Raw genomic sequence first — 23,862 nt, 5'->3', positions numbered from 1 at the left:
ATGCTAGGCGGGCGCGGCTGCAGCGGCGATAACCGCAGCCCAGGAGCGTGCGCTGGGTTCACGCCCGGTACGCGAAGCGCAGTGCAGGTCACGCTCGCGGTGCGACCGGCATGCATCGCCGCTTGGCGCGCAGGCCGCCGGTTGCGCGGAAGCGGCGGCGATGGCTATGGCAATGGCGGCGGTGTGGCGGCCTGGCGTTTGGCATCGCGGGCCGCCTGGATGGCGCGCATCCACTGCTCGCGTTTGCCAAGTACGAAGCGATGCTCGCTGCCATCGGCCAGCTGCACCGCCAGCGAATTGGGTGCCAGCGGCAGCAGGCCGAGCAGGCGCGTCCAGCACAACTGCAGCGATGCGATCTGCAGCAGCATGATGGTCAGCGACTGGGTCTGGATATTGAAGGCATGCGGTTGGAAGTGCAGCGCATCGGCGGTCAGGATCAGCCGCCCGCCCACCGTTTCCAGACCGCGTTGCAGATTGGCGGGCGCCTGCTGCAGGACACGCTGTTGAATCGACCCCGTCGTGCTGCCCTGGAACATGTCATTGCTCCGTGGGCGCGCTCGCGCAATCACGACGTGGCTGCCATTGCCAGCGGCCGGCCTGCTCGACCAGGCGCACCTGCCACTGCTGCGTCTCATCGCTCAGGCAGGTGGCAGTGGCCTGCAGCTGCTGCGCGGTGCTCCACTGCGGTGCATCCAGCGTGGCGATGATGCCGGGCTCGGCGGCGTCGTCGCTGAGCAGGGCATTGGTCGTGGACGCAAGCTGCTTTCCGTCGATGCTCAGCACCTGCCACTCCTCGCCATCCATGCCATCGGGCTGCGCGGTGGCCAGATAGCGGCTGTGGTCCGGCGCGATCACCACGCGCAGGCCGCCCGGCGTCTGCGTGCCGGTGCGTGCGTCGATCAAGGTACCGGCGAAGGTGCCGCCGTCGCGATGCTGCAGCAGCAGGTAGCCATCGCGCCGATCACAAAAGCGGTAGTCCTCGCCCTCCAGCGGTTCGTCGAAGGGCGCGGTGTCGGCAAAGATCTGTGCGCCGGCCGGCGTGGTGACCTGCAGGCGATGCGCGGACACCCGTTGCACCATGCCGCCACCGCGTGCGGCGATGGCACTGGCTTCCTGCGCGGGGTCGTCGCCTTCCGCGCAGCCCAGCGCGAGCGATGCGCCTTCGACTGGCGTTGCTGCTGCGGCGGGTGTTGCCGGCGCACTGGTCGCCGAGGTGGTCGGCGTCGCTGCCGACGGCGATGGTGCGGGAGCAGGCGCGGGCGCACGCGCACGCTCACAGCCGGCCAGCGCATGCGTGTCAGCGCCGTGGTCATCGAACCGGCCATTCGTGTCTCCAGAAAATGTGTCTCACTGCTGCGCTACATGCTGCGATGCACGCATGACACGGCGACGCAGCAATACGTCGCAGCAGTAGGCAAGCAGCCCGCCGATCAGATACATCACCAGGTCGTGCAGCGTGGCGGTGTTGCCAAGTGCGATGTAGGCGGCGCTGCCGGGGCGCAGACCGAGCCGGTCGGCCAGGTGCGCGGCCTGCAGCCCTTGGATCAGCAGGCCGATGGCAATCGCCAGCACGCAGGCCCACCGCGGCGGGCAGGCGAACACACCGCGCAGGCCGCAATACACCAACGCCACCGCCAACACATCGCCCAGGCTGCCGCGCACCCATGGCCCGCCGATCCAGCCGGCGGCGATGGCCACTTCGGTCAAGAAGATGGCCGCCGCGATGAGCAGGTACGCGGCGCGGGTCCGTCGCGGCATGCTGCTCATCGGGCGGTCGCTGCGGCGCGTTTGCGGCCAATGGTGAAGCTGGTGCTGAGCGGAATGCTGACCCCGCGCTGGCGGTCATTGACGGTGACCTGTACCTGCCAGCGGCCCGGCGGGTCGTCGGCTTCGGCCTCCACATGCAGGCTGGCCTGAGCCATGTACACATTGCGTGGGTCGCCGCTGAGTTCGCCCTGCAGGCAGGGCGTGTCGGTGGTGTCCTGCACGAGGTTCCCGGTCGGGTCGATGATGCGGATATTGCACACCACGTCGGTATGCCGCTGCGCATCCAGGCCCGGGTTGGAGAGCAGGATCAGCATGAACAACACCTCGCCGGTAGCGAGGTGATCGACCTCATTGAAGTGCGGCGTGGTGTCGCTGGGCGTATTCCATTTTTGCTGCCAGTCCGCATCGGGGGTCAGCAGCAGGCTGGCGCCCAGGTCCTGCACCGCCTTGCGGCTAGAGGAGTTGGGAATCGGTTGGCCTTGCGTATCGATCCAGCCGGATTGGGCGCCGGCCAGCAGCGGCAGCAGCAACAACGACAACAGCAGTGTGCGCATCAGGCGCATGGGCAGTCATTTGCGATGAGGTGTCGCAGGCGTGCTGCCTGCGACGGTGGAGTGCATTGCGATGCTTGCAGTGTGTTGCACTGCGCGGCGCCGCGATGCGGCGCTTACAGCGTGCTGCGACCACTGTCAGCGACGCAGCCGTGCGCGGCGCCGCGCCGCGCAGCTCAGCGTTGGTAGGCGCGTGGCAACGGGCCGGCCTGCTGCAGATAGCGGTCGCGCAGATCGGTCTGGCGCGAGCGCATCGGCATGTCGCGCCCGCCCATCCAGACCTGTTCGGCGTAATGCGCCACATCCAGCGGGTCGCCGTCCCACAGCACCAGGTCGGCCTGCTTGCCCACCGCAATGCTGCCGATGCGATCGCCCACGCCAAAGATTTCCGCCGGCACGCGGGTCAGCCCGGCCAGGCCGGATTCCCATGGCAGGCCATTGGCCACGGCATTACCGGCCAGCTGACGCAGCTTGCGTGCGTTGTGCGAGGCATCGCCGCTCTGGGTGAAGCTCACCTCCACGCCGGCCGCGCGCAGGCGTGCGGCGTTTTCCAGCGTGGCGCCGATCTGGTCGAAGGTGGAAGGCAGATCTGCCAACGCATCCACCAGCACCGGCACCTTGGCCTGCGCCAGCTGCGGGGCGAGCTTCCACGCTTCGGTGCCGCCGGCAATGGCAATGCGCACCTTCTCGCGCTGCGCCCAACGCAACAGCTGGCGGATGTCCGCAGCCCGTTCCACCTGCACCACGATGCGGCCCCGGCCGGCCAAATAGTTGGCCAGCACGCTGCGGCCAACCGGGGTCAGCAAGGCATGCGGCGAGTCTGCCGGCACGCGCCCGCGTGCTTCGGCCACCAGTTGATCGAGCAGCATCCACTGCGCGGCGCGCGAGCTGCCGGTCAGGTCCGACGCGGCCGCACCCAGACGAACGAACAGGGCATGCGGGCCGACCGGATCCGGGCCGCCATCCAGGCGCACGATGCCGCCTTGGCCGGCGATGAACGCGCCGCTGGTGGTCGCCCCGAGCGCGGTGAAGCCGATGCCTTCCACGCGTGCCACCGGGATCAGCACCGAGTCCGGGTTGTAGGCCAGGGTGACGTCGAATTCCGGGCGCATCGGCTGCTCGGTCAGCTTGACGCCGCTGTCCACCGTGGCGGCTTCGCCAGACACTTCTTCGATACCGATCTCGGTGATGCCGCCAAACAGGGCCGGCGTCAGCGGGCGGCCCTTGGCCTCGACCACGCGGCCGTGGGTGGGCACGGCAAGGCCAGTGCCGATGGCGCGAATCACGCCACCCTGCACCAGGACATCGGTATTGCGCAACGTGCCCTGGCTGGTGGCGGTATGCACGGTGGCGCCGCGAATCAGCACCTGCTGCGCAACTGCCGGCAATGTCAGCGCAGCCAGCACCAATGCGGACAACGCACGCAGGCGCGGGCGGCGGAACATGGCGCGGCTCATCGTGCCACCTCCTGGCCCAGCATGAAGTCGGAGACCGGTTGCAACCTGCGGTCGTGGCGGTCGTACACCTGCGCGCCGTCGATATACACCTGCTCGGCCAGTGCGTAGGAACTGAAGGGGTTGCCGTTCCACACCACCATATCGCCCATCTTGCCCGGCTCCAGCGCACCGGTCTGTTGCTCGATGCCCAGCGCCTTGGCGGCGTTGCTGGTGAGCCAGCGGATGGCGCGTTCGGGCGGAATCTCCATGCCGGCGCGGCGCGCGTTGGCAATCACCTTGGCCGCTTCCTGATTGAGCCGCTGAATGCCTTCTTCCGAATCCGAATGCACGATGGCGCAGCTGTTGGCCGGGCGATCGACGATGGCGATGTTTTCCTGGATGCCGTCGAAGGCTTCCATCTTGAAGCCCCACCAATCGGCCCACAGCGCGCCGCAGACGTTTTCCTGCGCCAACCGGTCGGCCAGCTTGTAGGCTTCCACGCCGTGGTGGAACGCGGCGATGTGGAAGCCGAACTCCTTGGCCAGATCCAGCATGGTGGCCATTTCATCGGCGCGGTAGCAGTGGATGTGCACGCGGATGTCGCCGTTGATGGCACCGGCCAGCGTGTCCAGCTTGAGATCGCGCTTGCCACCGGCATCGCCGCTGCTGTCGTTGTCGCCGCCGCCGCTCCACCAGTGGCGCTTCTTCTCGCTCTTCTTGGGCGCGTTCTTGTTCAAGTATTCGGCCGCGTCGATGAAGGCCGCGCGGTAACCGGCAACGTTGCCCATGCGCGTGGCCGGGCCGCCTTTTTCGCCATACACGCGCTTGGGGTTTTCGCCGCAGGCCATCTTCAGGCCCCACGGCGCACCGGGAAATTTCATGCCCTGGTAGGTGGTGGCCGCCACGTTCTTGAGGGTGACACCACGGCCACCAATCAGGTTGGCCGAGCCGGGCAGCACCTGCAGCGAGGTGATGCCGCCAGCCAGTGCCGTGCCGAAGCCCGGGTCCTGCGGCCACACCGAATGCTCGGCCCACACGTTGGGGGTGACCGGGGCGGTCATTTCGTTGCCGTCGCTGTGGGCGCTGACGCCCGGGCTGGGGTACACGCCCAGGTGCGAGTGCACGTCGATGATGCCCGGCGTCACCCACTTGCCGGTGCCGTCGATGCGGCGCGCGTCGGCGGGCACCTCCAGGCCACGGCCGACCGCAGCCACCTTGCCGTCGCGCAGCAGTACGTCGGCATCGTCCAGGCGCTGGCCGGTGCCGGTGAGCACGGTGGCATGCTGGATCAGCACTGGGCCAGAGGCGAGCGCGTGGTAGGTGCTGGGGTACGGGTCTTCGACGAAACGCGACGCGGCCGCGGCAGGCCCGCACAGCACAGCCGCGCCCAGCGCGGCGAACAGGATGGAACGCATGGATTTCCCCGGTGGAACGAAAGACGTCTGCGCAAACCTAGCGGCCGGCGGCGCGCTTGCCAAGTGCTGATGGTCGCGGCGCAGCGGGCTCATCACGCCTGCAGGCGCATGCTGTGCCGTATTCATTGGGGAGAATGTCGATGATTGCCAAAACCGAACGCAACAAACAGGCCGATGTGGTGCTGGCTTTCTGGGAACTGGCCGGCGAGGCGCGCTGGTTTACCCGCAACGACGCCTTCGACGCCAACGTGCGCCAGCATTTCAGCGAGCAGCATTTTGCCGCGGCACGGGGCGAGTACGCCGATTGGATGACCCGCGCCGAAGATGCGCTGGCCTTGTTGTTGCTGCTCGACCAGATTCCGCGCAATGCATTCCGGGGCAGTGCGCACGCCTATGCCACCGACGGCCTGGCGCTGTTCTACGCCAAGCAGGCCATTGCACGCGGCTTCGACCAGCAGGTGTCAGCGCAATTGCGTCTGTTCTTCTATCTGCCATTCGAGCATGCGGAGGAGTTGCAGGAGCAGGCACGCTCGGTGACATTGATCACCGCGCTCGGTGACGCCGAGACCACGCGCTATGCGCTGGAGCACCAGCAGATCATTCAGCGCTTCGGTCGTTTCCCGCATCGCAATGCCGTGCTGGGACGGGAAAACACCGTCGAAGAGCAACAGTTTCTCGACGAAGGTGGGTTTGCCGGTTAGGCGGTTGATGAGTGCGGCGTGCGCTGCCCCCACTTGGGTATGACGGCGAGCCTGGCATCTGCGCGCAGGCGCTGAAGCAGGCGCTGAAGACAGTGTTGACTGCCCGGATCGCGTGCGTCTGGATCTGAGAGCAGTCGCACGCGTGGGCGCACGCAGTGTTGATACGTGCGCGCCTAGCCGATTCTGAGAGATGCTGATGACTGAGCAGATCGCGTTGTCTGCACCTCAACGCAATCGCGTGGATGGACGCACGCAGGGCTGATCTGCGCGCGCCCAAGCCAATCACGCGTTTTCATGCATCGACAGAGGCCTCCCTGCACGCGTTCGATGCCTCAGCAGCCGCCCATCAAGGTCTCGCTCTGCCAGCGGTCGCCTTCGCCCAGCAGTAGATAGAACCCGTAGGTTTCATAACCGCTGTCAGACAGCACGAAGTCCAGCGTGCCGTTGCCGTCGATGTCGCCGAACTGCAGCAAGTGCGTGCTGCGTGGCAGGCCTTCGCAGTCGTCGCAGCCATTCTCGGCGTTGCCCTGGCGCAGCTGCCAGCGCTGGCCGGTGTGCTCCAGCAGGGCGAACACCGTGAGCACGCCGGTGGGGCTTTCGGTGTTGCCGGTCTGGGTGGGGTGGCTCTGGGTGAGCACGGCCACGCGGCGTTGCGGTGCGCGCGCATCGGTGAAGATCTGTAGCGACGCGGCGTCGTTGGCACGGTCTGCCGCAAATGCCGCCAACGCCTTGTTCAACGCCGCCGGCTTGACCTTCTGTCGCAGCTGCGCGCTCTCATCAAGCAGGCGGAGCAGCTCGGTCTGCTCGGTGGGCGTGGCCGCGCGCGTTGCAAAGCGCTGGCCCGGGTTGAGGTCTACCGACGACAGCAAGACCGGTCTGGTCGGCGATGTCGCGCCCTTGAAGCGCAGGCGCGCGGTGCCGCCGCACATGCTGTTGTCGTCCACGCTCAATGCGGTCAGGCGCACTGCGCCGGTGGAGGCGCCTGCATCGAACAGCTGCAGCGGCTGGCCGATCAGCGAGCGCGGCATGGTGGCTTCCTGCACCACACCGCGGCCCAACCACACCGGCACATATTCGAACGGCTCATCCGCCGGCTGGGTGTCGTAGGTCTGCACCAGCATCACCGCGCGCGGCGGTGCGGCGGCGTGGGCGGCCAGCGGCAGCAGGGCGGTGAGGGCGAGGGAAAGCAATCGGCAGTGCATGCGCATCGGTGTCCTTGTGATGGGAGGCATGAAAAAACGGACGCTCCATGGGAGCGCCCGTTTGGGTGTTACGGCGGCCGTGCGTGGCCACCCGGCGTGCTCAGTACTTGGGCACGCCGTTGTCCACCGCGTCCGACCAGGCATCGATGCCGCCGGTGACGTTGTAGACGTTGGTAAAGCCCAGGCCGCGGAAATGCTCGGCCGCCTGCAGGCTACGCCCGCCGCGGTGGCACAGGAACGCCAGCGGGGTGTCCTTGGGCAGTTGCTCGATCTCCAGGCGCTCGTGTGCGTCCAGGGTGCGGAACGGCGCTGCCACCGTAGCCAGCGCACGCTCATCGGCCGGGCGCACGTCCACCACAGTCAGCGTACCGGCCTTGAGACGGTCGTCGGCATCGCGCACCGCCAGCTCCTGCACCGGCTTGGGCGCGTTGGGGTTGTCGATGGCCAGGCCGCGGCCACGGATGTCGTCCACCCAGTCGATGGTGATGCCGTCGGCGCGGCGCGCGCTGGCCAGGTCGAACTGCACGCGCAGCCCGTTGGACTCGGCGGCGATAGCGTTCGGGTTGGTTGGCGCCAGCTGGAAGTTCGGCTGGAAATTGGCATCGATGGCCAGCGTCAGCGAGGCATCCGGTGCATCGGCCAACGCACCCTTGAGCATCTCGACCGCAGCCGGGGTGATGGTGATCTTGGGCGGGCTGCGGTCCGGTGCCTGCAGGCCGAGCATGCTGCTCAGCTCGCCGCTGTCGGCCATCTGCACGATGATGTCGCTGCCGCCGATCAGCTCGCCATCCACATACAGCTGCGGAATGGTCGGCCAGTCGCCGTAGGCCTTGATGCCTTCGCGGATTTCCTGGTCGGCCAGCACGTTGACGTGGGCATAGTCGATGCCCAGGCCGTCCAGCACGCCGATGGCCTTGGCCGAGAAGCCGCACTGCGGCATGCCGGGCTGGCCTTTCATGAAGAGGACCACGCGGTTGGATTGCAGCAGCGTATCGATGCGGGAACGCAGGGCGGGATCGAGGGACATGGCAGCACTTCGGTCAGATCGTGGAGGCCGACCATTCTACGCCCCGTGGCATCATGAGGCATGACCACGCTGGAAACGCTGTATCGCATCCCCTCGCGCCCGTACCGCTGGGTCGGCTGGCTGGCCGTCTCGCAGCTGGCCGTGGCGCTGCTGTGGTGGCGGTTGGGCTGGGCCTGGGGGCTGCCAGCGTTGCTGCTCTCGCATGCATTGTTCGTTGCGCCGGTGTTCTTGCCGCGCGCACGCCTGTACGCGCCGGTGGTGTCGCGTTTGCCCGGGCAGGGGCCGCAGGTGTGGCTGACCATCGACGATGGCCCTTCCGACGACACCGTGGCCATGCTCGACCTGCTCGATGCGCACCGCGCCAGCGCCACCTTCTTCGTGGTGGGCGAACGCGCCGCACAGCGGCCTGAACTGGTGCGCGAAATCGTGCGCCGCGGCCATGGCATCGGCAATCACAGCCACAGCCATCCGCAGGCCTGGTTCTGGGCGCTGGGCCCGCGCCGCATGGCGCGCGAGATCGGCGACGCGCAACAGGCGCTGGCGGACATCACCGGCCAGGCACCGCGGCTGTACCGCTCGGTGGTAGGCATGACCAACCCATTCGTTGCGGCCGCGCTGCGTGAGCACGGCCTGACACGCGTGGCCTGGAGTGCACGCGGCTTCGACGGCGTGCGCTGCGAACCCGACACCACGGTGGCGCGCATCGTGCGCAGCCTTGACCCGGGCGCCATCGTGCTGCTGCACGAAGGCGCCGCGCACGGCCACAACGTCACCATCCTGCGCGGCGTGCTCGAGGCGATGCAGGCGCGTGGGTTGGTCGCGCGGCGCCCGGATTGACGGCGCGGCTGTGTTGCAAATCCGTTCTCGCGGAACACGGCGACGCATGCGCAAGGCGTGCGCAGTGCCATTCATGACGGCGCTGTTCGGCCGACGTCTGATGGAGCTGAGTTTGCAGGTCACGTCATGGGGGAGGCGATCGCATGCTTCGGCAATGCATTTTCGGCGGCAGCTCCAAGGCCCTGGCCGATGGCATTTGAAAATGCATTCTTCCTTACGGAAGCCGTAGCAGGCCGACGTCCATCGCTACGTACTGCGTCAGCACGAAAGATGCGACGCAACCGGATACGCACAAGAGCGCACGATTTTCCATTGAGAACGTGCCGCTCGCCGATCCCCGCAACGCAGCGGGGGACCGGCAGCACGGCTCAGCGCGGCTCGGCCACGATCAGCCAGTTGTTGAATGGCGTGTTGCCGTAGAGCGGCGCAAACGTCGCGCGCAGGCCGGCGGCATCCAGTTGCGCCTGCAGGCTGTCGCGGGTGGGATAGCTGCGCGGCATGCGCTGCATCCAGCCGCTCAGGTGCGCCAGCACGTCGGTGACACGGCTGGTGCGGCCACGGCCGCTGTCATCGCCCAGCGCGCTGCGGATGACCAGTTTGGCGCCCGGCGTCAGCATCTGCGCCACGTTGTGCAGCAGGCTGGCCTGCATGTCGGCCTGCAGATACTGCAGCACGTCCAGGATGGTGACGCTGCCACTGTGTTGCGGCCACGCCACACTCAGATCGACCACGGCGAATTGCGTATTGCCCAACGCCGAGCGCTGCGCGATGTGCTGCGCGCGGCGGATCTTGGACGCATCCACATCCACGCCGTGATACCCCAGCGTCTGGCCATCGGCGCGCAATGCATGGGCCAGCAGCCCAAGCCCGCAGCCCAGGTCCAGCACCGGCGCGGTGGTGCTGCGTAGCTCTGCCAATACGCCGGGATACAGCGGGTCGGTGCGCAGCTTGGCCTGCGTGTAGTAGTAGTCGTAGCGGTTACCCAACGGATGCGGCGGCAGAAATGCGCGTGCGATCGCCAGCGCCTGCGGGCGGCTCATGGGTTGGGTGGCGGTGGTGTGCAATGTCGGTCCTTGGCAGTGAGGCGTCTAACGCGGCTAGCTGAGTGCGTCGCGCGCGGCGGGCAGCGCCAGCGCAGTCCAGCGCGCATACATCGCACCGGACGGATGCAGGCCATCATCGACGAGCATGTCCGGTGCATCGCCGCCGTCGCGGCTGGTGGCGGTGATGTCGATGAAGCGCACCGCGCGTGCCGCGCAGCGTTCGGCGGCCACCGTGTTGAATGCATCGATCTGTGCGGCGATCAGGGCCGCATCGCGTCCTTGTGCGCGCGCGAATGGGGTCAGCCCCCAATCGGGAATCGACAGCACCACCACGCGTTCGGGACGCGCATCGGCAAAGCCAATCGCGCGCAGCAATAAATCGTCGAACTCGGCGCGGTAGGCGTCCAGCGTGCGCTCGCGGTACTGATTGTTGACCCCGATCAACAGGCTCACCAGATCGAACGGGCCCTGCGGCGCGGCCGCGTCGATCCCGGCCTGCAACTCGTCGGTGGTCCAGCCGGTGGTGGCGATCAGTTGCGGCGCTGCCACCGGCCAGCCATAGGCCCGCAGGCCTTCGGCCAGTTGCTCCGGCCAGCGCTGCTCGGCGGCGACGCCCTCGCCGATGGTGTAGGAGTCGCCCAGCGCCAGATAGCGCCGCGGCAGGCCGACCGCCGCCATCACGCCACGCTGCGCGACTTGAGCGGCACGACCTTGGTCACCGCCTCTGCACGTCGCGTCAGGGCGCGATCGATGCGCGCAAACACATCGCGCATCACCGCAGCTTCGGGCATCAGCGTCACGCGGAAATGGTGGCGATACGGCACGTTGAAGCTGGAGCCCGGCACCACCAGCACGCCTTCGTCGTTCATCAGATCCAGCGCGAAGGTGTGGTCGTCGAAAGCACGCGCCGCCGGCCCCACCACTGCCGGGAACGCATACAGCGCGCCGGCCGGTGCAACCAACGACAGATGTGAGCTGGCCGCGCATGCTTCGATCACCGCGCGGCGGGTCTCGTACAGGCGTCCACCCGGCGCGCACAGCGCCGAGATGGTGTCCGGCCCGTTGACTGCCGCGTCGATTGCATACTGGCCCGGCACATTCGCGCACAGGCGCAGCGCGCCGAGCAGGTCCATGGCGTTGCGCAGATCGTTGATGCGCGATTGCTCACCGGACAACAGCGCCCAACCCACCCGCCAGCCGCAGGCGCGGTGCACCTTGCTCAGCCCGCTGAAGGTGATGCACGGGTGCTCGCCAGCCAGCGGTGCCACCGGCACAAACGCCGCACCGTCATACAGCACCTGGTCGTAGATCTCGTCCACCATCAACAGCAGGTTGTGCTTGACCGCGATGGCGACGATGCGCTCCAGCAACTCGCGCGAATAACTGGCGCCGCTGGGGTTGTTCGGATTGATCAGCACGATGGCGCGCGTGCGCGACGACACCAGTGTCTCGATTTCCACCGGGTCCGGCTGGAAGCCATTCTCCGGCGCGCAGCGGTAATACACCGGGCGGCCGTCGTTGAGGATGGTGGCCGCCGACCACAGCGGGTAATCGGGCGAGGGCACCAGCACTTCGTCGCCGGGGTTCAGCAGGGCGCGCAGTGACAGGTCGATCAGTTCGCTGACGCCGTTGCCGATAAAGATCCGGTCCGGATGTGCATCCGGATGCTGGCGGCGCGCATACGCGGCCGCGATCGCCTCGCGTGCTTCCGGCAGGCCCTGCTGATGCGTATAGGGATCGGTGCGGCCCATGTCGTCGGCAATCGCACGCTGCAGATGCTCCGGCGCACGGAACCCGAATGCACCGGGGTTGCCGATGTTGAGCTTGATCAGCTTGCGGCCCTGCGCCTCCAACTCCCGCGCTCGCCGCGCCAGTTCGCCCCGGATCTCGTAGCGGACTTCGGACAGGCGCTCGCGGATGGCGAGCGGCTTTTGCGGGGCGGTGGACATACGGCAGGCCGGTTGTAGGCGTGAGGCTTGGCATGGTAGCGGAAATATGACAGGCGGACATGCTTGCATTGGCAACAATGTCAAGGCCGGTCACCGGCCGGCGGTGAGAGCCAGGGGCAGCCCTCCTGGCCGTAATAAAAAAGTGACATGCCTCACTAGGCCCTCAGTGTCTTTATTCAGGCCGACCAGGCGCGCGCGCGATCCGCCTGTCGTGGCTGATGGATTGATGCCATGGCTCTACGTCAGAATGCCCTGCGGGCCGCTGGCGCACTTGTCGGGTCTGCGCCAATGCATGGGGATTTCAATGGAAGTGAAAATGAGTTGGCTGGAAAGATGGAGTGGATCATTTCCCTGGATCTTTTTTCTTGTCCCATTCTTCTTCAGCAAAACCGCAATCGCATTAGGGATGCCTGATTTTTGTATTTCCCCTGGATGGAAGCTTTTCTACGATGCGGCCGTAGGGCAGTCTGAAGGTTATGGTTTGACAATGTCGGCTTCGCTGCTGTTATCGCCGCTTATTATGCTGTGGCAGTATTCAACATCGGATGCTCCTGAGGTGTACAACAGGCCAAAGGCTTTGCTGGTCGCGATTTCCGGAATGGTCGTCTTCCTGGGATTTGTGGGTGCTCTTATATTGGGCCTTCCAATTGAGTCGATCGAAACGCCAGGCAGGGGTGTTTGGGCAATGATCATGCTGGGACAATTTCATCTGGTGTTTAGCCTTGGATACGGAGTGTTCGTTGCGGCCGGCGCCGTTATTGGCTACAGCTCGTGCATGATCGCTTGGGCTGCACTGAATCGATTTAATCCGGATGGTGCCGGCGGCTAATTGCTCATCCCTACGTAAGCTGGTTGGGACGCTTTGCTGCTGGCGACGCGGCGGTTGACGCGGGTAGGGATGTTGAACTCAGGGGCTGATCGCGCAACGGCTGGCGCTAGCACTCTGGCGGAGTGTCTTCTGTCCTGTCCGGAGCATTGATCCCGGGCGCTGGCCTTGAGCCGAATGTGGCAAAAGCCGTTGCAGCGCCTAGAATCCGCACATGAGCGACACATCCCCCAACTACCACACCCTCCAATCCATTGGCTGGCCCTGGCCTGGCCCTCCCGAGGACCCGGCTTGGCAGGCGATCTTTGCGGCGCATCCGCAGGCGTTGCCAGCGCGGGTGGTGGAGCAGCACCGCACCGGGTATGTGGTGGCCGATACGCCGGAGGCCAGCCTGAAAGCCGAGTCGTTGCCGGAATGGCAGCGGCCGCGGTTTCCCAGCCATGAGCGGGCGGCGGTGGGCGATTGGGTGTTGATGGAGGGCAAGCGCATCGTGGCCTTGCTGCCGCGGCGCACCTCGATCAAGCGCGGCGCGGCTGGCGAGCATTACCACCAGCAGGTGATCGCGGCCAATATCGATACGGTGTTCATCGTGTGCGGGCTGGATGCGGACTTCAATCCGCGCCGCATCGAGCGCTATCTGCTGCTGGTTGGCGGTGGCGGTGCCGAGCCGGTGGTGGTGCTGACCAAGGCCGATCAGACCGAATACGCCGAGGATGCGTTAGCGGTGCTGGAGGAGTTGGAAGCGCAGAACATCGCGTTGCGTGCAGTCAATGCCAAGGATCCCGAGAGTGTGGCGGCGCTGCGGCCGTGGCTGGGCGATGGCCGCACCGCGGTGCTGGTGGGCTCGTCCGGCGCGGGCAAGTCGACGTTGACCAACACCTTGCTCGGCACGCAGAAGATGAAGACCAACGCGGTGCGCGAGAACGATTCGCGCGGCCGCCACACCACCACGCATCGGGCGTTGATTCCGCTGCCGTCGGGTGCGTGTCTGATCGATACGCCCGGCATGCGCGAGCTCAAGCCCACCGGTGAGGAGGATCTGGCCGAAGGCGGCTTTTCCGATGTGGAAGCGTTGGCCGCGCAATGCCGTTTCAACGATTGCGCGCATATCGCCGAACCCGGTTGCGCGGTGCGTGCGGCGATCGAGGCCGATCAGCTGGACCCGGAGCGCGTGGCCAACTACATGAAGCTGCGCGTGGAAGTGGCCAGCGCGGCCGAAAAACTCGCCACCCGTGTTGCGCAGAACAATCGCGGCAAGGGCTCGGGCAAGCGGCCTGCCAGCGTCGATCGTCCCGGACGGCGCTGATGCCATTGCGCAAGGGGCCGCCGGACATCGTCCATCACGCGGCGCTGGATGCGCGCTTGGTCAAGGCCGTGCGCGGGGTCAAATTGCTCGCGTTGGCGAGCTGGCCTCGGGCCTTGCAGGAGCCCTTCCTGCAGAGCGTGGCGCGCGGGCAGCCAGAGCTGCCGCAGGTGGAGTACCCGGTACTGGATTTTGGCGATACCCGGCGCGAGCTGGCCGTCATTGCGAAGGCCGCCGACCCGCAGCATCCGCTCGGTGCGTATTTGATCGATTCGGCGCATAGCTGGGGGCTGGCGGCCGGGTTGCTGGAATCGCTGGGCACCGCAGCGGTGAGTGATTACTCGGCACAGCTGTTTGGTGTGCCGGACGACCCGATGCCGGGCAATGGGCCGAGCACGCGCGAGGCTGCGCGGCACTTCATTCAGATCGCGCAGGAGCTGGACCGTGAATTGCTGGCGCCGGAAGAACAGGTGCCGGTGTCGGCCACCGCGTTGCGGATGCAGTTGCAGAACGATCTGGATGCGTTTTTCGAAGGCCGCGTGATCACCGTGACGCTGGACCCGGACCTGCTGGCCAAGGCCGCGGCCGGTGCGCACCGCATCCGGCTGCGCAGCGGCGCGACCTTCAGCGATTACGATCGCGCGCAGTTGTTCCATCACGAAGCATTGGTGCACTCGCTCACGGCGCTCAACGGGCGTGCGCAGCTGCACCTGCCCAGCCTGGGGATTTCTTCGCCACGCACCACCGCCACGCAGGAAGGCCTGGCGACGTTTGCCGAGCAGATCACCGGCAGCATCGACATCGAACGCATGAAGCGCATCAGCCTGCGCATCGAAGCGATTGCGATGGCGCGCTCCGGTGCCGATTTCATCGAGATCTTTCGCTATTTCACCGAGAGCGGGCAAAGCCCGCTGGAAAGTTTTTCCTCTGCGCAGCGCGTGTTCCGCGGCGTGCCGACCAGCGGTGGCGGTGCCTTCACCAAGGACACGGTGTACCTGCGCGGGCTGGTGGCGGTGCATACGTTCTTCCGGCATGCGTTGCAGCGCGATCAGTTGCAGCGCTGCCGGTATTTGTTCGCGGGCAAGATGGCGCTGGGCGATGTGGCGCGCTTTGCACCGCTGTTCGAAAGCGGTGTACTGGTGGCGCCACGCTGGCTGCCGCCGTGGGTGAGCCGTGTCAGCGGGCTGGCCGGCATGCTGGCGTTCTCGCTATTTGCCAACCGCATCCGCATGGATCAGCTGCAGCCGCCGGCGATGAATGTCTGAACCGTGCGCGCGGCGCCCACGCACTCTACACGGCGCTGCAACGGGCTGAATCGCAGACTGGCCGCCTTGCCCGAGTCCGGGGCGATAACCCAAGGCAATCCAATGAATGTTCTGATGGTGCTCACCTCCCACGACCAGCTGGGCGATACCGGCAAGAAGACCGGCTTCTGGCTGGAAGAATTCGCCGCGCCCTACTACGTGTTCAAGGACGCAGGCGCGCAGATCACCCTGGTCTCGCCGAAGGGCGGCCAGCCGCCGCTGGACCCGAAGAGTGACGAGCCCGACGCGCAGACCGAGGCGACCAAGCGCTTCAAGCAGGATCCCGATGCGCAGCAGGCGCTGGCAACTACGCACCGCCTGGCCGACATCCAGGCAGACACGTTCGATGTGCTGTTTTATCCGGGTGGTCATGGCCCGCTGTGGGATCTGGCCGAAGACGCGCACTCGATCGCGCTGATCGAAGCGTTCGCCACTGCCAACAAGCCACATGGTCTGGTCTGCCACGCACCGGGCGCGCTGCGTCGGGTCAAGGGCGCAGGCGGCAAGCCGCTGGTCAATGGTCGCCGCGTCACTGGCTTCACCAACGGCGAAGAAGAGGGCGTGGGTCTGACCAAGATCGTGCCGTTCCTGGTGGAAGACGTGCTGATCGAGCTTGGTGGCCAGTATGAAAAGGGCGCCGACTGGGGCGTGCATGTGGTTACCGACGGCATGCTGGTGACTGGCCAGAACCCGGCTTCGTCCGAGAAGACTGCGGAAACGCTGTTGAGCCTGGGCAAGCGCTGAGATGCAGCTGCTGGCGCGGAAACGCGCCAGCGCAGCAACTCATCTGTGCGGCGGCGCGGCCTTCGTGGTCGTCAGGTCGAGCAGATGCGATGAGAAAAAGCACGCCCTGACCGGCGTGCTTTTTTATTGCCGATGTACACGCTGCAATGCAGCGTTGCTGAGTGCGAAACCGCGTCGTATGACGAAGCGCGGGCGTCGAGTCGGCGAGGCACTCCAGTACCTCGCGCATCAAGCATCGACACGCGACGCGCACCACGGCAGCTTTGCCGAGTGCGGTCTAGATCAACCCATGATTCAACGACGCTGCAACCAGCGCACGCCATAGGCCGGAAGCAACAGCTCCGTATGCGGTTCGGGCGCATCGCCAGTGCCGTCGGTGTCCAGCACAGCCCATAGGGCATGTCCGGTCTGGGTGAGATCCACCGGCAGTGGCACGTCGCTGAAATTGTGCACCGCCAGGAAACTGTCGCCACGCGTCAGTGCAAACAGCCGGGCATCACCGAGGGCGACGCTGCCCAGCGATTGCGTGGCAGCCAGCGCAGGCAGGCCCGCACGCAGCCGGATCAATGCACGCAAGCGCGTGTACACCGTACCTGCCAACGTGGAGGCGTCATGCCGCTGCGCGGCCAGCTCCCACGCCATCGCCGGGCGATGCAGCCAGCGTCCTTCGTGGCGTCGCTGCGCATCGTCCAGGTAGGCGGTGTCGTTGGGTAGCGCGAGTTCATCGCCCATGTAGATCAGCGGAACACCCGGCATCGCCAGCGACACGGCGTAGAGCAACACCAGGCGATCCACCGCACGGGCGGCCGCCGCCGCATCGGCGTGTTCGTGCGCAGCCTGCACGCCCACCAATGCCGCGCTCATGCCATTGGTGCCATGCACGCCATCGCCGCTGCTCTGGAAACTTTCGCCGCGCGCGTAACTGCCGGGCACGGCGTTGGCGTAGAACTGCGCCACTTCGCGCAGCGAGAACGGCGGTTGCGCGGCAGTGCCGGCGGCCTCGTGCTGCAACACGTTCCAGCCGATGTCGTCATGGCAGCGCACGTAGCTGAGCCAGGCGCAGTTGGGCGGCAGCGGTGGGCTGTGCGCGATCACGTCCTGCAGGATGTCGCCGCGTTGCAGGGCCAGTGCCGACCAGCCAGCCGCCATCAGCGTGCTGTGATAGGCCAGGTGACACTCGTGCCCGCGCTGCACGCCGCTGCCGAAGTAGGGCGGCAGCTCCGCCATCGGCACGATGGCTTCGGCCTTCATCACCACCGAGGGCGCCACGATGTCGGCCACGGCACGCAATGCCACCAAGATGGTGTGCGCCTCGGGCTGGTTCATGCAGTTGGTGCCCGGGCGTTTCCACAGGTACGCCGTGGAATCGAGTCGGAACGCTTCCACGCCCAGATTGGCCAGCTCCAGCATCGCCAATGCCATCTCGCCGAACACCGCCGGGTTGCTCCAGTTCAAATCCCACTGATAGGGATAGAACGTGGTCCACATCCACTGCCGGGTCTCGTCCACCCAGGTGAAGTTGCCGGGCGCAGTCTGCGGGAACACCTGCACCAGGGTGGTGTCGTACTGGTCAGGTGCGTTGCGGTCGGCGAAGTGATGGTAGTAGTCGAGATAACGCGTATCGCCAGCGCGTGCGGCCTGTGCCCAGGCGTGGTCGTCGGCGGTGTGGTTGAGCACGAAATCTGCGCACAGGCTGATGTTGGCCGCGCGTAGGCGTGCGGTGAGTGCGACCAGATCGTCGTTGCTGCCCAGGGCCGGTTCCACCTGGCCGTAATCGCTGACCGCAAAACCGCCGTCGTTGTCGCCGGCGCGTGCGCGCAGGAATGGCAGCAGGTGCAGATACCGCACGCCCAGTTCCTGCAGATACGGAACGCGCTCGGCAACACCGCGCAGCGTGCCGGCAAAACGGTCCACGTAGGCGCTGTAGCCCAGCATGTCCTGCTGGCCGAACCAGCCCGGTGCGCGGCTGTCGTCGAGGTGCCGCAAGGCCGCTGGCCGTGCCTGTGCGACCACGCCCAGTGCGCTCAGCCACTGTGGCAACCAGGTGACGTAGTCGGCATGGTCGCCGTAGAGCGTGGACAGCGCGTCGAGCAGGCGCGGGGCATGCGTATCGAAACGCGCCAGTGTTGCTACGGCAGTGGACGGATCCAGTGCGGCGGCAACGCTGGCGCGCAGTGCAGCGGCATCGATGGGGGAGGAAGCGATCATGGGGAAAGCCGGGCAGGGCCCGGCGCGGGTCCTTTAGAAGTCGTAGCGCAGGCTGAGGCTGGTGGTGCGGCCGGCGATCGAACGTGCGCGGATGATGCCGTTGGCCGGAATGGTGGCTTCCTCGGCTTCGGTCAGCCCGAACGTATTGAACAGGTTGTTGACGTTCAACGCGACGGTGAGCGCATCGGTGATGCGGTAGTCGCCGAACAGGTTCACCTGCGTGTAGCCCGGCATCTTCAGCTGGTTGGAATCCTGCGTGTAGGCCTCGGTGGTGCCGATCAGGTTCACGCCGAACTGGTAGCCGTCGCCGCGGTAGCTCGGGGTGAGCTGCCACACGAAGTCGGCTTGGCGGCGCGGCACGTTGCCGGTGTTCTCCGGAGTGATCTGGTCCCTGGCGATTTCTGCATCGGTCCAGGTCACGCCGCCGTTGACGGTGAAGCCCTCGTAGCGGTAGCTGGCTTCCAGCTCGATCCCGTGCGCCTTGTAGCTACGGTTGAAGAAGCGCTGGCTGGTGACTTCGAAGTTCTGCTCCTGGGTGCGCGCGGCAAACGCGGTGGCAAACAGGCTCAGGCCGTCGCGGCGCCACTTCAGGCCGGCTTCGGTCTGTCGCACCACGTTGACCGCTTCATCGGAGGTCACCGAGCCATCGTCGCGGATCACGCCGAACAGCAGGCGGTCGGCATTGGCGCGTGCGCCACGGCTGACGCGTGCGAATGCGCCCAGGTCGTCGTTGATCAGGTAATTGCCGCCCAATGAGTACGACAGGTAGTTCCAGTCGTAGTCCACTGGCCGCGCATTGGCGGTGTCCACGGTGGCCACGCGCTGCTCCACCGGCTGGATCACGCCATCGCCGTTGACGTCCAGGTTCTGCGCGATGGCGGTGCCGGAATAGTTGCCGCGCGCATCGCCCATGTCGTAGCGCAGGCTGCCGTCGATGCTGAGCTTGCCGCTGTCGAAGGTGAGCGACACGTACGGTGCGTTGACGTCGTAGCGCACGTCGTAGCTGCGGGTGATGCAGCAATCGCCCCAGAACGGCGTGCCGTAGGCGTACAGGCCGTTCTGCGAGCGCGACACGCCTGCGGCGTCGACCACGTTGAGCAGGCGCGAGTCGCGGCCCAGGCTCTGCACGTAGGAGTTCCAGGTCCAGTCCATGTCGATGGTCTGGCGCGAGGTGTAGTAGCCCATGCGCAGGTTGAGGGTGCGGCCGTCACCGCCGAACTCACGCGAGAGGCTGAGGTCGTTGGTGACATTGCCCAGATCGTTGATGGCGACATTGAACAGATGCGTGCGGATGGCCGTGCCGGTGTAGGCCTGGCCAGCATTGGCGCCACCGGCTTCCACCAGCTGCGCGCCGGCGCCGCCGATGGACGATGCCAGCGCGGCGGCATCGGTGACTTCGGCCGGGAACGGGCTGACGAAGCGGCCGCTGTTGTCGGCGATACGGAATTTATCGCTCAGGTTCCAGCCATTGCCCAGGTCGAACCAGGCTTCGGCGCCGATGGTGCGGGAGATCGGGTGCATGCCGTCGCCAAGGTCGGTGCGGCGCGGCTGGTTGTTGCCATCCAGGCCAACATCGGTGCGGAAATTACGGCTGTACAAGGTGTCGTTGCCGGGATCGAACCCGGGGAAGCCGCCCAGGTCCGGCGAGCCGTCGCGGCCACGCACCGAGGTGGGCACCGGCAAATAGCCGGCGGCACGGTCGTTGAGGTATTTGCCGTACACACGCACGTAGCCGTTCTCGAACAGGCGGGTGAGGTTGGCCTTGAGTTGGCCGCCCTTGTCGGTGGTGTAGCCGGCATCGCGCACACCGTCGCCCTGGCGGAAGAAGCCGCCGATGTTGAACTGCCAGTGCTCGGCAAACGGCGCGCCGTAATTGAAGTCGATACGGGTGTTGTCGTAGTCCAGGCCGCGACTGACGCCGACGCTGCCGCCTTCGGTGTCGCCGGTCTTGCTGATGAAGTTGATGATGCCGCCGGGCGCATTGCTGGTAAACGTGGAGGCCGAACCGCCGCGGATCGCTTCGATGCGATCCATCGTGAAATCCGAGCGCAGGAAGATATCGGCGTTGCCGAAGGCGATATCGCCGAACTCCATCACCGGCAGGCCGTCTTCCTGCAGCTGCAGGAACTTGGCGCCGCCGGAAGCCACGGGGAGGCCGCGCACGGCGATATTGGCATTGCCTTCGCCGCCGCTGGACTCGGAGCGGATACCGGGAATGTTGCGGAAGATTTCTGCAGTGCTGCGCGGGGCCGATTGCTCGATCGCCTCCGCACCCACGGTGCTGACCGACACGCTGGACTTGAGCTTGGTGGTGGCGGTGGAGGTGCCGGTGACGAACACCGAGTCCAGGTTGACCGCGGCGCTGTCGGCGGCCGGCGGGGTGGCGGGTGCGGGCGGGGTGGCGTCCTGGGCCAGCGCGAGCGGCGCGCACAGGCAGGTGGTGACCGCGCAGGCCAAAGCGTGCAGGCGCAGGGTGTGCAAGGTGGACATCGCGATTCTCTCTCTCACGGGTGGTGGTGTGTCGACGCCCTGCGTCGTCCCCTCCCAGGGATGGCCGGGTGGCCTGCAGTGCGAGCGGAGTGATACGCCCTAATGCAATCGATTGCAATCCTGCGTTGCAGCATTTTTTGCGATAACCAAAGATGGACAAGCGGGCGAGCGTCCGTGCTGCGGCGCAGCGTTACAATCGATTGCAAAGCGACCAGGGTAGAGTGCGCTGCGGCCACTGGGAGCCGCACCGATGCCTGGACCCTGTATGTCGTCGACCGCTCCTCCGCTTTCCTTCGCACGCATCCTGGCCCTCAATGCCGGGTTCTTCGGTGTGCAATACAGCTTCGGGCTGCAACAGAGCAACATGAGCCCGATCTACAACTACCTGGGTGCCGACCACGCCAGCCTGCCGTACCTGTGGCTGGCCGGGCCGATCACCGGCCTGGTGCTGCAGCCGTTCGTCGGCGCCTTGAGCGATCGCTCGGTGACGCGCTGGGGTCGGCGCATGCCCTACATGGTGCTCGGCGCGCTGGTGTGCAGCCTGTGCCTGCTGGCGATGCCCTTCAGTACCGCATTGTGGATGGCGGTCTGCCTGCTGTGGGTGCTGGACGCCGCAAACAACGTCGCGATGGAGCCGTACCGCGCTCTGGTCAGCGACGTGCTGGCGCCACCGCAGCGGCCGTTGGGGTATCTCACACAGAGCGCCTTTACCGGGCTGGCGCAGACGCTGGCCTATCTCACCCCGCCCTTGCTGGTGTGGTTCGGCATGAGCCAGGACGCGGCCAATGCGCACCACATCCCGTACGTGACCATTGCCGCGTTCGTGATCGGCGCCGGCTTTTCGGCCGCCTCGATCCTGCTCACCGCGCGCAGCGTGCGCGAGCCGGTGGTGCCCGCGGCGGAGATCGCGCGCATGCGCAAGGCCGGCACCGGGCTGGGCGCCACGCTGCGCGAAATCGGCAGCGCCCTGCGCGACATGCCGCCGACCATGCGCCAGCTGGCGCCGGTGATGCTGTTTCAGTGGTATGCGATCTTCAGCTACTGGCAGTACATCGTGCTTTCGCTGTCGACCACCTTGTTCGGCACCACCGAGGCGAACTCGCACGGCTTCCGCGAGGCCGGGCTGGTCAACGGGCAGATCGGCGGTTTCTACAATTTCATCGCGTTTCTGGCGGCCTTTGCGATGGTGCCGGTGGTGCGGCGCGTTGGCCCCAAGTACACGCACGCGGCCTGCCTGCTGGCGGCTGGCGTGGGCATGTGGGTATTGCCGGGCATCGAGAACCGTTGGTTGTTGCTGCTGCCTATGATCGGTATTGGCCTGGCCTGGGCCAGCATGATGGGCAACCCCTACCTGATGCTGGCCGACAGCATTCCGCCCGAGCGCACCGGCGTGTACATGGGCCTGTTCAACCTGTTCATCGTGCTGCCGATGCTGATCCAGATCGTGACCCTGCCGCTGTATTACGAACCGCTGTTGCACGGCGACCCGCGCAACGTGATCCGCCTGGCCGGCGCACTGATGTTGGCTGCAGCGGTGGCGATGTTGTGCGTACGCATCCGCAAACCCAAGGCCGTGGCGGCCTAGTTGCCAGCAAGGTGTCGCAACGTTTTGCCGCTAAAAAGCGGATTGCAGCATCAAGTGATTGCGCGCAATCCGTCCAGGACGCACGCTCTTACGATTCCCGATTCCCGATTCCCGATTCCCGATTCCCGATTCCCGATTCCCGATTCCCGATTCCCGATTCCCGATTCCCGATCCCGAATCCCGAATCCCGAATCCCGAATCCCGAATCCCGAATCCCGAATCCCGAATCAAGCCGACTCGCGCACCACCAGCTTCACCGGCATCTCCACCGAGTCCACTGCTTCGCCGGCGATCAATGCCAGCAGCCGGTCCACCAGCAGGCGCGCGGCCAGGCCCAGGTCCTGCTGCACGGTGGTCAGCGGCGGCTGGCTGTAGGCGGCCAGCGGAATATCGTCGAAGCCCACCAGCGAAATGTCCTGCGGCACGCGGTGGCCGGCTTCGACCAGGGCGCGGATCGCGCCGACCGCAATCACGTCGGAAGCGGCAAACAGGCCATCGGGTGCGTCGGTCTTCTTGAGCATGGCGCGGGTCAGCCGGTAGGCGTCCTCGCTGAGGAAGTGGCTGCGCGCGTGCAGGCGCGTGTCGAACTCCAGGCCATGCTGCTCCAGCGCCTGCCGGTAGCCGGCAAAGCGCGGCGCCACTTCGGGAAGCTGGTCATCGCCCAGGAAGGCGATGCGCCGGCGGCCGCTGGCGATCAGGTGCTCGGTGGCCAGTGCGCCGCCCTGGAAATTGTCGCTGCCCACGCTGATGTAGGACTGCCCGTCGATCCGGCTGCCCCACACCGCCATCGGCAGGCCATCGCGTGCGGCCGCATCCAGCGCGGCATGTTCGGAGCTTTGCCCGAGCACGATCACGCCATCGGAGCGGCTACCGCGTGCGAGTTGTTCCACCCAGCCGTCCTGATGCCGATTGAGCTTGGACAACAGCATGCTGTAACCACGGCCGGTGAGTTCTTCGGCCAGCAGCGCGAGCATGGTCATCAGGAACGGGTCCGACAGCGGCTGGTCCAGCGCATGCATCATCGGCACCGCCACGCTCACCGTGTTGGAGCGCTTGGCGCGCAGGCTGCGTGCCACCGGATCGACCTGATACCCCGCATCGGCGGCGATCTGCTTGATGTAGGCACGGGTGCGCTCGGCTACCACCGGGCTGCCGGCCAGCGCACGCGACACGGTGGACTCGGACACGCCCGCCATGCGCGCGATGTCGGCCATCTGCGGGCGTGCAGCAGGAGTGGCGCGTTCGGGATGTTTGGCCATGGCACCGCACTGCGGAAAAGCCAGAGTGTAATCAGTTCGTGCACGCCACGTGTCGGGCAGGCCTTGCGGTGGCGGTCGCTTGCAGGGCATTTGCCGGTGCCACGCGGGCGCACAACGGTCGGCAAACAGCGGCTTGCTCAGGCATTGCGGCGGGTTGGCGCGGTGCCTGTGGGGAGTGATGCAGGGCATGAAACGGAGCGCGTTGGGCTGTGGCG

General features: G+C 66.3%; 21 protein-coding genes. 7 read left to right on the top strand and 14 right to left on the bottom strand.

The window, feature by feature from the left end:
• Positions 1-164: 164 nt before the first annotated feature.
• The 6 genes from XCC_RS17500 to XCC_RS17475 form a co-directional block, all read right to left on the bottom strand.
• The gene (locus tag XCC_RS17500; protein WP_019237274.1) at positions 165-536 is read right to left on the bottom strand and encodes a hypothetical protein; all 372 of its coding nucleotides are present in this window, start codon (positions 534-536) and stop codon (positions 165-167) included.
• A gap of 1 nt (position 537) precedes the next feature.
• On the bottom strand, positions 538-1,068 hold the full coding sequence (locus XCC_RS17495; protein WP_228422460.1) for a hypothetical protein: 531 nt from the start codon (positions 1,066-1,068) through the stop codon (positions 538-540).
• Between the two features lie 279 nt (positions 1,069-1,347).
• Positions 1,348-1,767, bottom strand: a complete 420-nt coding sequence (locus XCC_RS17490) for a DUF2809 domain-containing protein (RefSeq protein WP_011038472.1) — start codon at positions 1,765-1,767, stop codon at positions 1,348-1,350.
• A complete protein-coding gene (locus XCC_RS17485) occupies positions 1,764-2,330 on the bottom strand; it encodes a hypothetical protein (RefSeq protein ID WP_011038471.1) in 567 nt (188 codons plus the stop codon). The genes XCC_RS17490 and XCC_RS17485 overlap by 4 nt, the downstream gene beginning before the upstream one ends.
• A gap of 164 nt (positions 2,331-2,494) precedes the next feature.
• Positions 2,495-3,775, bottom strand: coding sequence for an amidohydrolase family protein (locus tag XCC_RS17480; RefSeq protein ID WP_019237273.1), 1,281 nt, complete (start codon positions 3,773-3,775; stop codon positions 2,495-2,497).
• Complete coding sequence (locus XCC_RS17475) at positions 3,772-5,169, bottom strand: amidohydrolase (protein WP_012437413.1); 1,398 nt, start codon at positions 5,167-5,169, stop codon at positions 3,772-3,774. The genes XCC_RS17480 and XCC_RS17475 overlap by 4 nt, the downstream gene beginning before the upstream one ends.
• Before the next feature lie 134 nt (positions 5,170-5,303).
• Between XCC_RS17475 and XCC_RS17470 the strand changes: the two genes are divergently transcribed.
• A complete protein-coding gene (locus XCC_RS17470; protein WP_019237272.1) occupies positions 5,304-5,870 on the top strand; it encodes a DUF924 family protein in 567 nt (188 codons plus the stop codon).
• A gap of 332 nt (positions 5,871-6,202) precedes the next feature.
• On the opposite strand, the gene XCC_RS17465 is transcribed toward XCC_RS17470, so the two are convergent.
• Together XCC_RS17465 and grxD are read right to left on the bottom strand one after the other, a co-directional pair.
• On the bottom strand, positions 6,203-7,072 hold the full coding sequence (locus XCC_RS17465; protein ID WP_011038467.1) for a hypothetical protein: 870 nt from the start codon (positions 7,070-7,072) through the stop codon (positions 6,203-6,205).
• 100 nt (positions 7,073-7,172) lie between these two features.
• The gene (grxD, locus tag XCC_RS17460) at positions 7,173-8,099 is read right to left on the bottom strand and encodes a Grx4 family monothiol glutaredoxin (protein WP_011038466.1); all 927 of its coding nucleotides are present in this window, start codon (positions 8,097-8,099) and stop codon (positions 7,173-7,175) included.
• A gap of 60 nt (positions 8,100-8,159) precedes the next feature.
• Between grxD and XCC_RS17455 the strand changes: the two genes are divergently transcribed.
• Positions 8,160-8,936: a polysaccharide deacetylase family protein gene (locus XCC_RS17455; protein ID WP_011038465.1), complete on the top strand. Its 777-nt coding sequence runs from the start codon at positions 8,160-8,162 to the stop codon at positions 8,934-8,936.
• Between the two features lie 368 nt (positions 8,937-9,304).
• Here XCC_RS17455 and XCC_RS17450 read toward each other — a convergent pair whose 3' ends face one another.
• From XCC_RS17450 to XCC_RS17440, 3 genes are read right to left on the bottom strand one after another with little or no spacing between them, the layout of a single operon-like run.
• Positions 9,305-9,976 carry a class I SAM-dependent methyltransferase gene (locus XCC_RS17450; RefSeq protein ID WP_011038464.1) on the bottom strand — a complete coding sequence of 224 codons (672 nt, stop codon included), beginning with the start codon at positions 9,974-9,976 and terminating at the stop codon, positions 9,305-9,307.
• A gap of 57 nt (positions 9,977-10,033) precedes the next feature.
• The gene (locus XCC_RS17445) at positions 10,034-10,657 is read right to left on the bottom strand and encodes an SGNH/GDSL hydrolase family protein (protein ID WP_011038463.1); all 624 of its coding nucleotides are present in this window, start codon (positions 10,655-10,657) and stop codon (positions 10,034-10,036) included.
• Complete coding sequence (locus XCC_RS17440; protein ID WP_011038462.1) at positions 10,657-11,928, bottom strand: pyridoxal phosphate-dependent aminotransferase; 1,272 nt, start codon at positions 11,926-11,928, stop codon at positions 10,657-10,659. The genes XCC_RS17445 and XCC_RS17440 overlap by 1 nt, the downstream gene beginning before the upstream one ends.
• 211 nt (positions 11,929-12,139) lie before the next feature.
• Between XCC_RS17440 and XCC_RS17435 the strand changes: the two genes are divergently transcribed.
• The 4 genes from XCC_RS17435 to XCC_RS17420 all read left to right on the top strand — a co-directional run bounded on the left by XCC_RS17435 (position 12,140) and on the right by XCC_RS17420 (position 16,105).
• Positions 12,140-12,757: a hypothetical protein gene (locus XCC_RS17435; protein ID WP_228422459.1), complete on the top strand. Its 618-nt coding sequence runs from the start codon at positions 12,140-12,142 to the stop codon at positions 12,755-12,757.
• Between the two features lie 211 nt (positions 12,758-12,968).
• The gene (gene rsgA, locus XCC_RS17430; protein WP_011038460.1) at positions 12,969-14,060 is read left to right on the top strand and encodes a ribosome small subunit-dependent GTPase A; all 1,092 of its coding nucleotides are present in this window, start codon (positions 12,969-12,971) and stop codon (positions 14,058-14,060) included.
• On the top strand, positions 14,060-15,322 hold the full coding sequence (locus XCC_RS17425; RefSeq protein ID WP_011038459.1) for a flavohemoglobin expression-modulating QEGLA motif protein: 1,263 nt from the start codon (positions 14,060-14,062) through the stop codon (positions 15,320-15,322). The genes rsgA and XCC_RS17425 overlap by 1 nt, the downstream gene beginning before the upstream one ends.
• Before the next feature lie 102 nt (positions 15,323-15,424).
• Positions 15,425-16,105 (top strand): type 1 glutamine amidotransferase domain-containing protein, encoded by a 681-nt coding sequence (locus XCC_RS17420; RefSeq protein WP_011038458.1) that lies wholly within the window; start codon positions 15,425-15,427, stop codon positions 16,103-16,105.
• Between the two features lie 294 nt (positions 16,106-16,399).
• Here XCC_RS17420 and XCC_RS17415 read toward each other — a convergent pair whose 3' ends face one another.
• On the bottom strand, positions 16,400-18,310 hold the full coding sequence (locus XCC_RS17415; protein ID WP_029216948.1) for an amylosucrase: 1,911 nt from the start codon (positions 18,308-18,310) through the stop codon (positions 16,400-16,402).
• 36 nt (positions 18,311-18,346) lie between these two features.
• Positions 18,347-20,803 carry a TonB-dependent receptor gene (locus XCC_RS17410; RefSeq protein WP_016944417.1) on the bottom strand — a complete coding sequence of 819 codons (2,457 nt, stop codon included), beginning with the start codon at positions 20,801-20,803 and terminating at the stop codon, positions 18,347-18,349.
• Between the two features lie 265 nt (positions 20,804-21,068).
• On the opposite strand from XCC_RS17410, the gene XCC_RS17405 reads away from it, so the two are divergent.
• Complete coding sequence (locus XCC_RS17405) at positions 21,069-22,388, top strand: MFS transporter (protein ID WP_011038455.1); 1,320 nt, start codon at positions 21,069-21,071, stop codon at positions 22,386-22,388.
• A gap of 227 nt (positions 22,389-22,615) precedes the next feature.
• On the opposite strand, the gene XCC_RS17400 is transcribed toward XCC_RS17405, so the two are convergent.
• On the bottom strand, positions 22,616-23,647 hold the full coding sequence (locus XCC_RS17400) for a LacI family DNA-binding transcriptional regulator (RefSeq protein ID WP_011038454.1): 1,032 nt from the start codon (positions 23,645-23,647) through the stop codon (positions 22,616-22,618).
• Between the last annotated feature and the right edge of the window lie 215 nt (positions 23,648-23,862).

Origin of the sequence: Xanthomonas campestris pv. campestris str. ATCC 33913 (genome assembly GCF_000007145.1) — a bacterium.
Classification (GTDB): domain Bacteria; phylum Pseudomonadota; class Gammaproteobacteria; order Xanthomonadales; family Xanthomonadaceae; genus Xanthomonas; species Xanthomonas campestris.
Note: the sequence above shows the minus strand (reverse complement) of the source record. Positions and strands in the feature narration are given on the sequence as shown.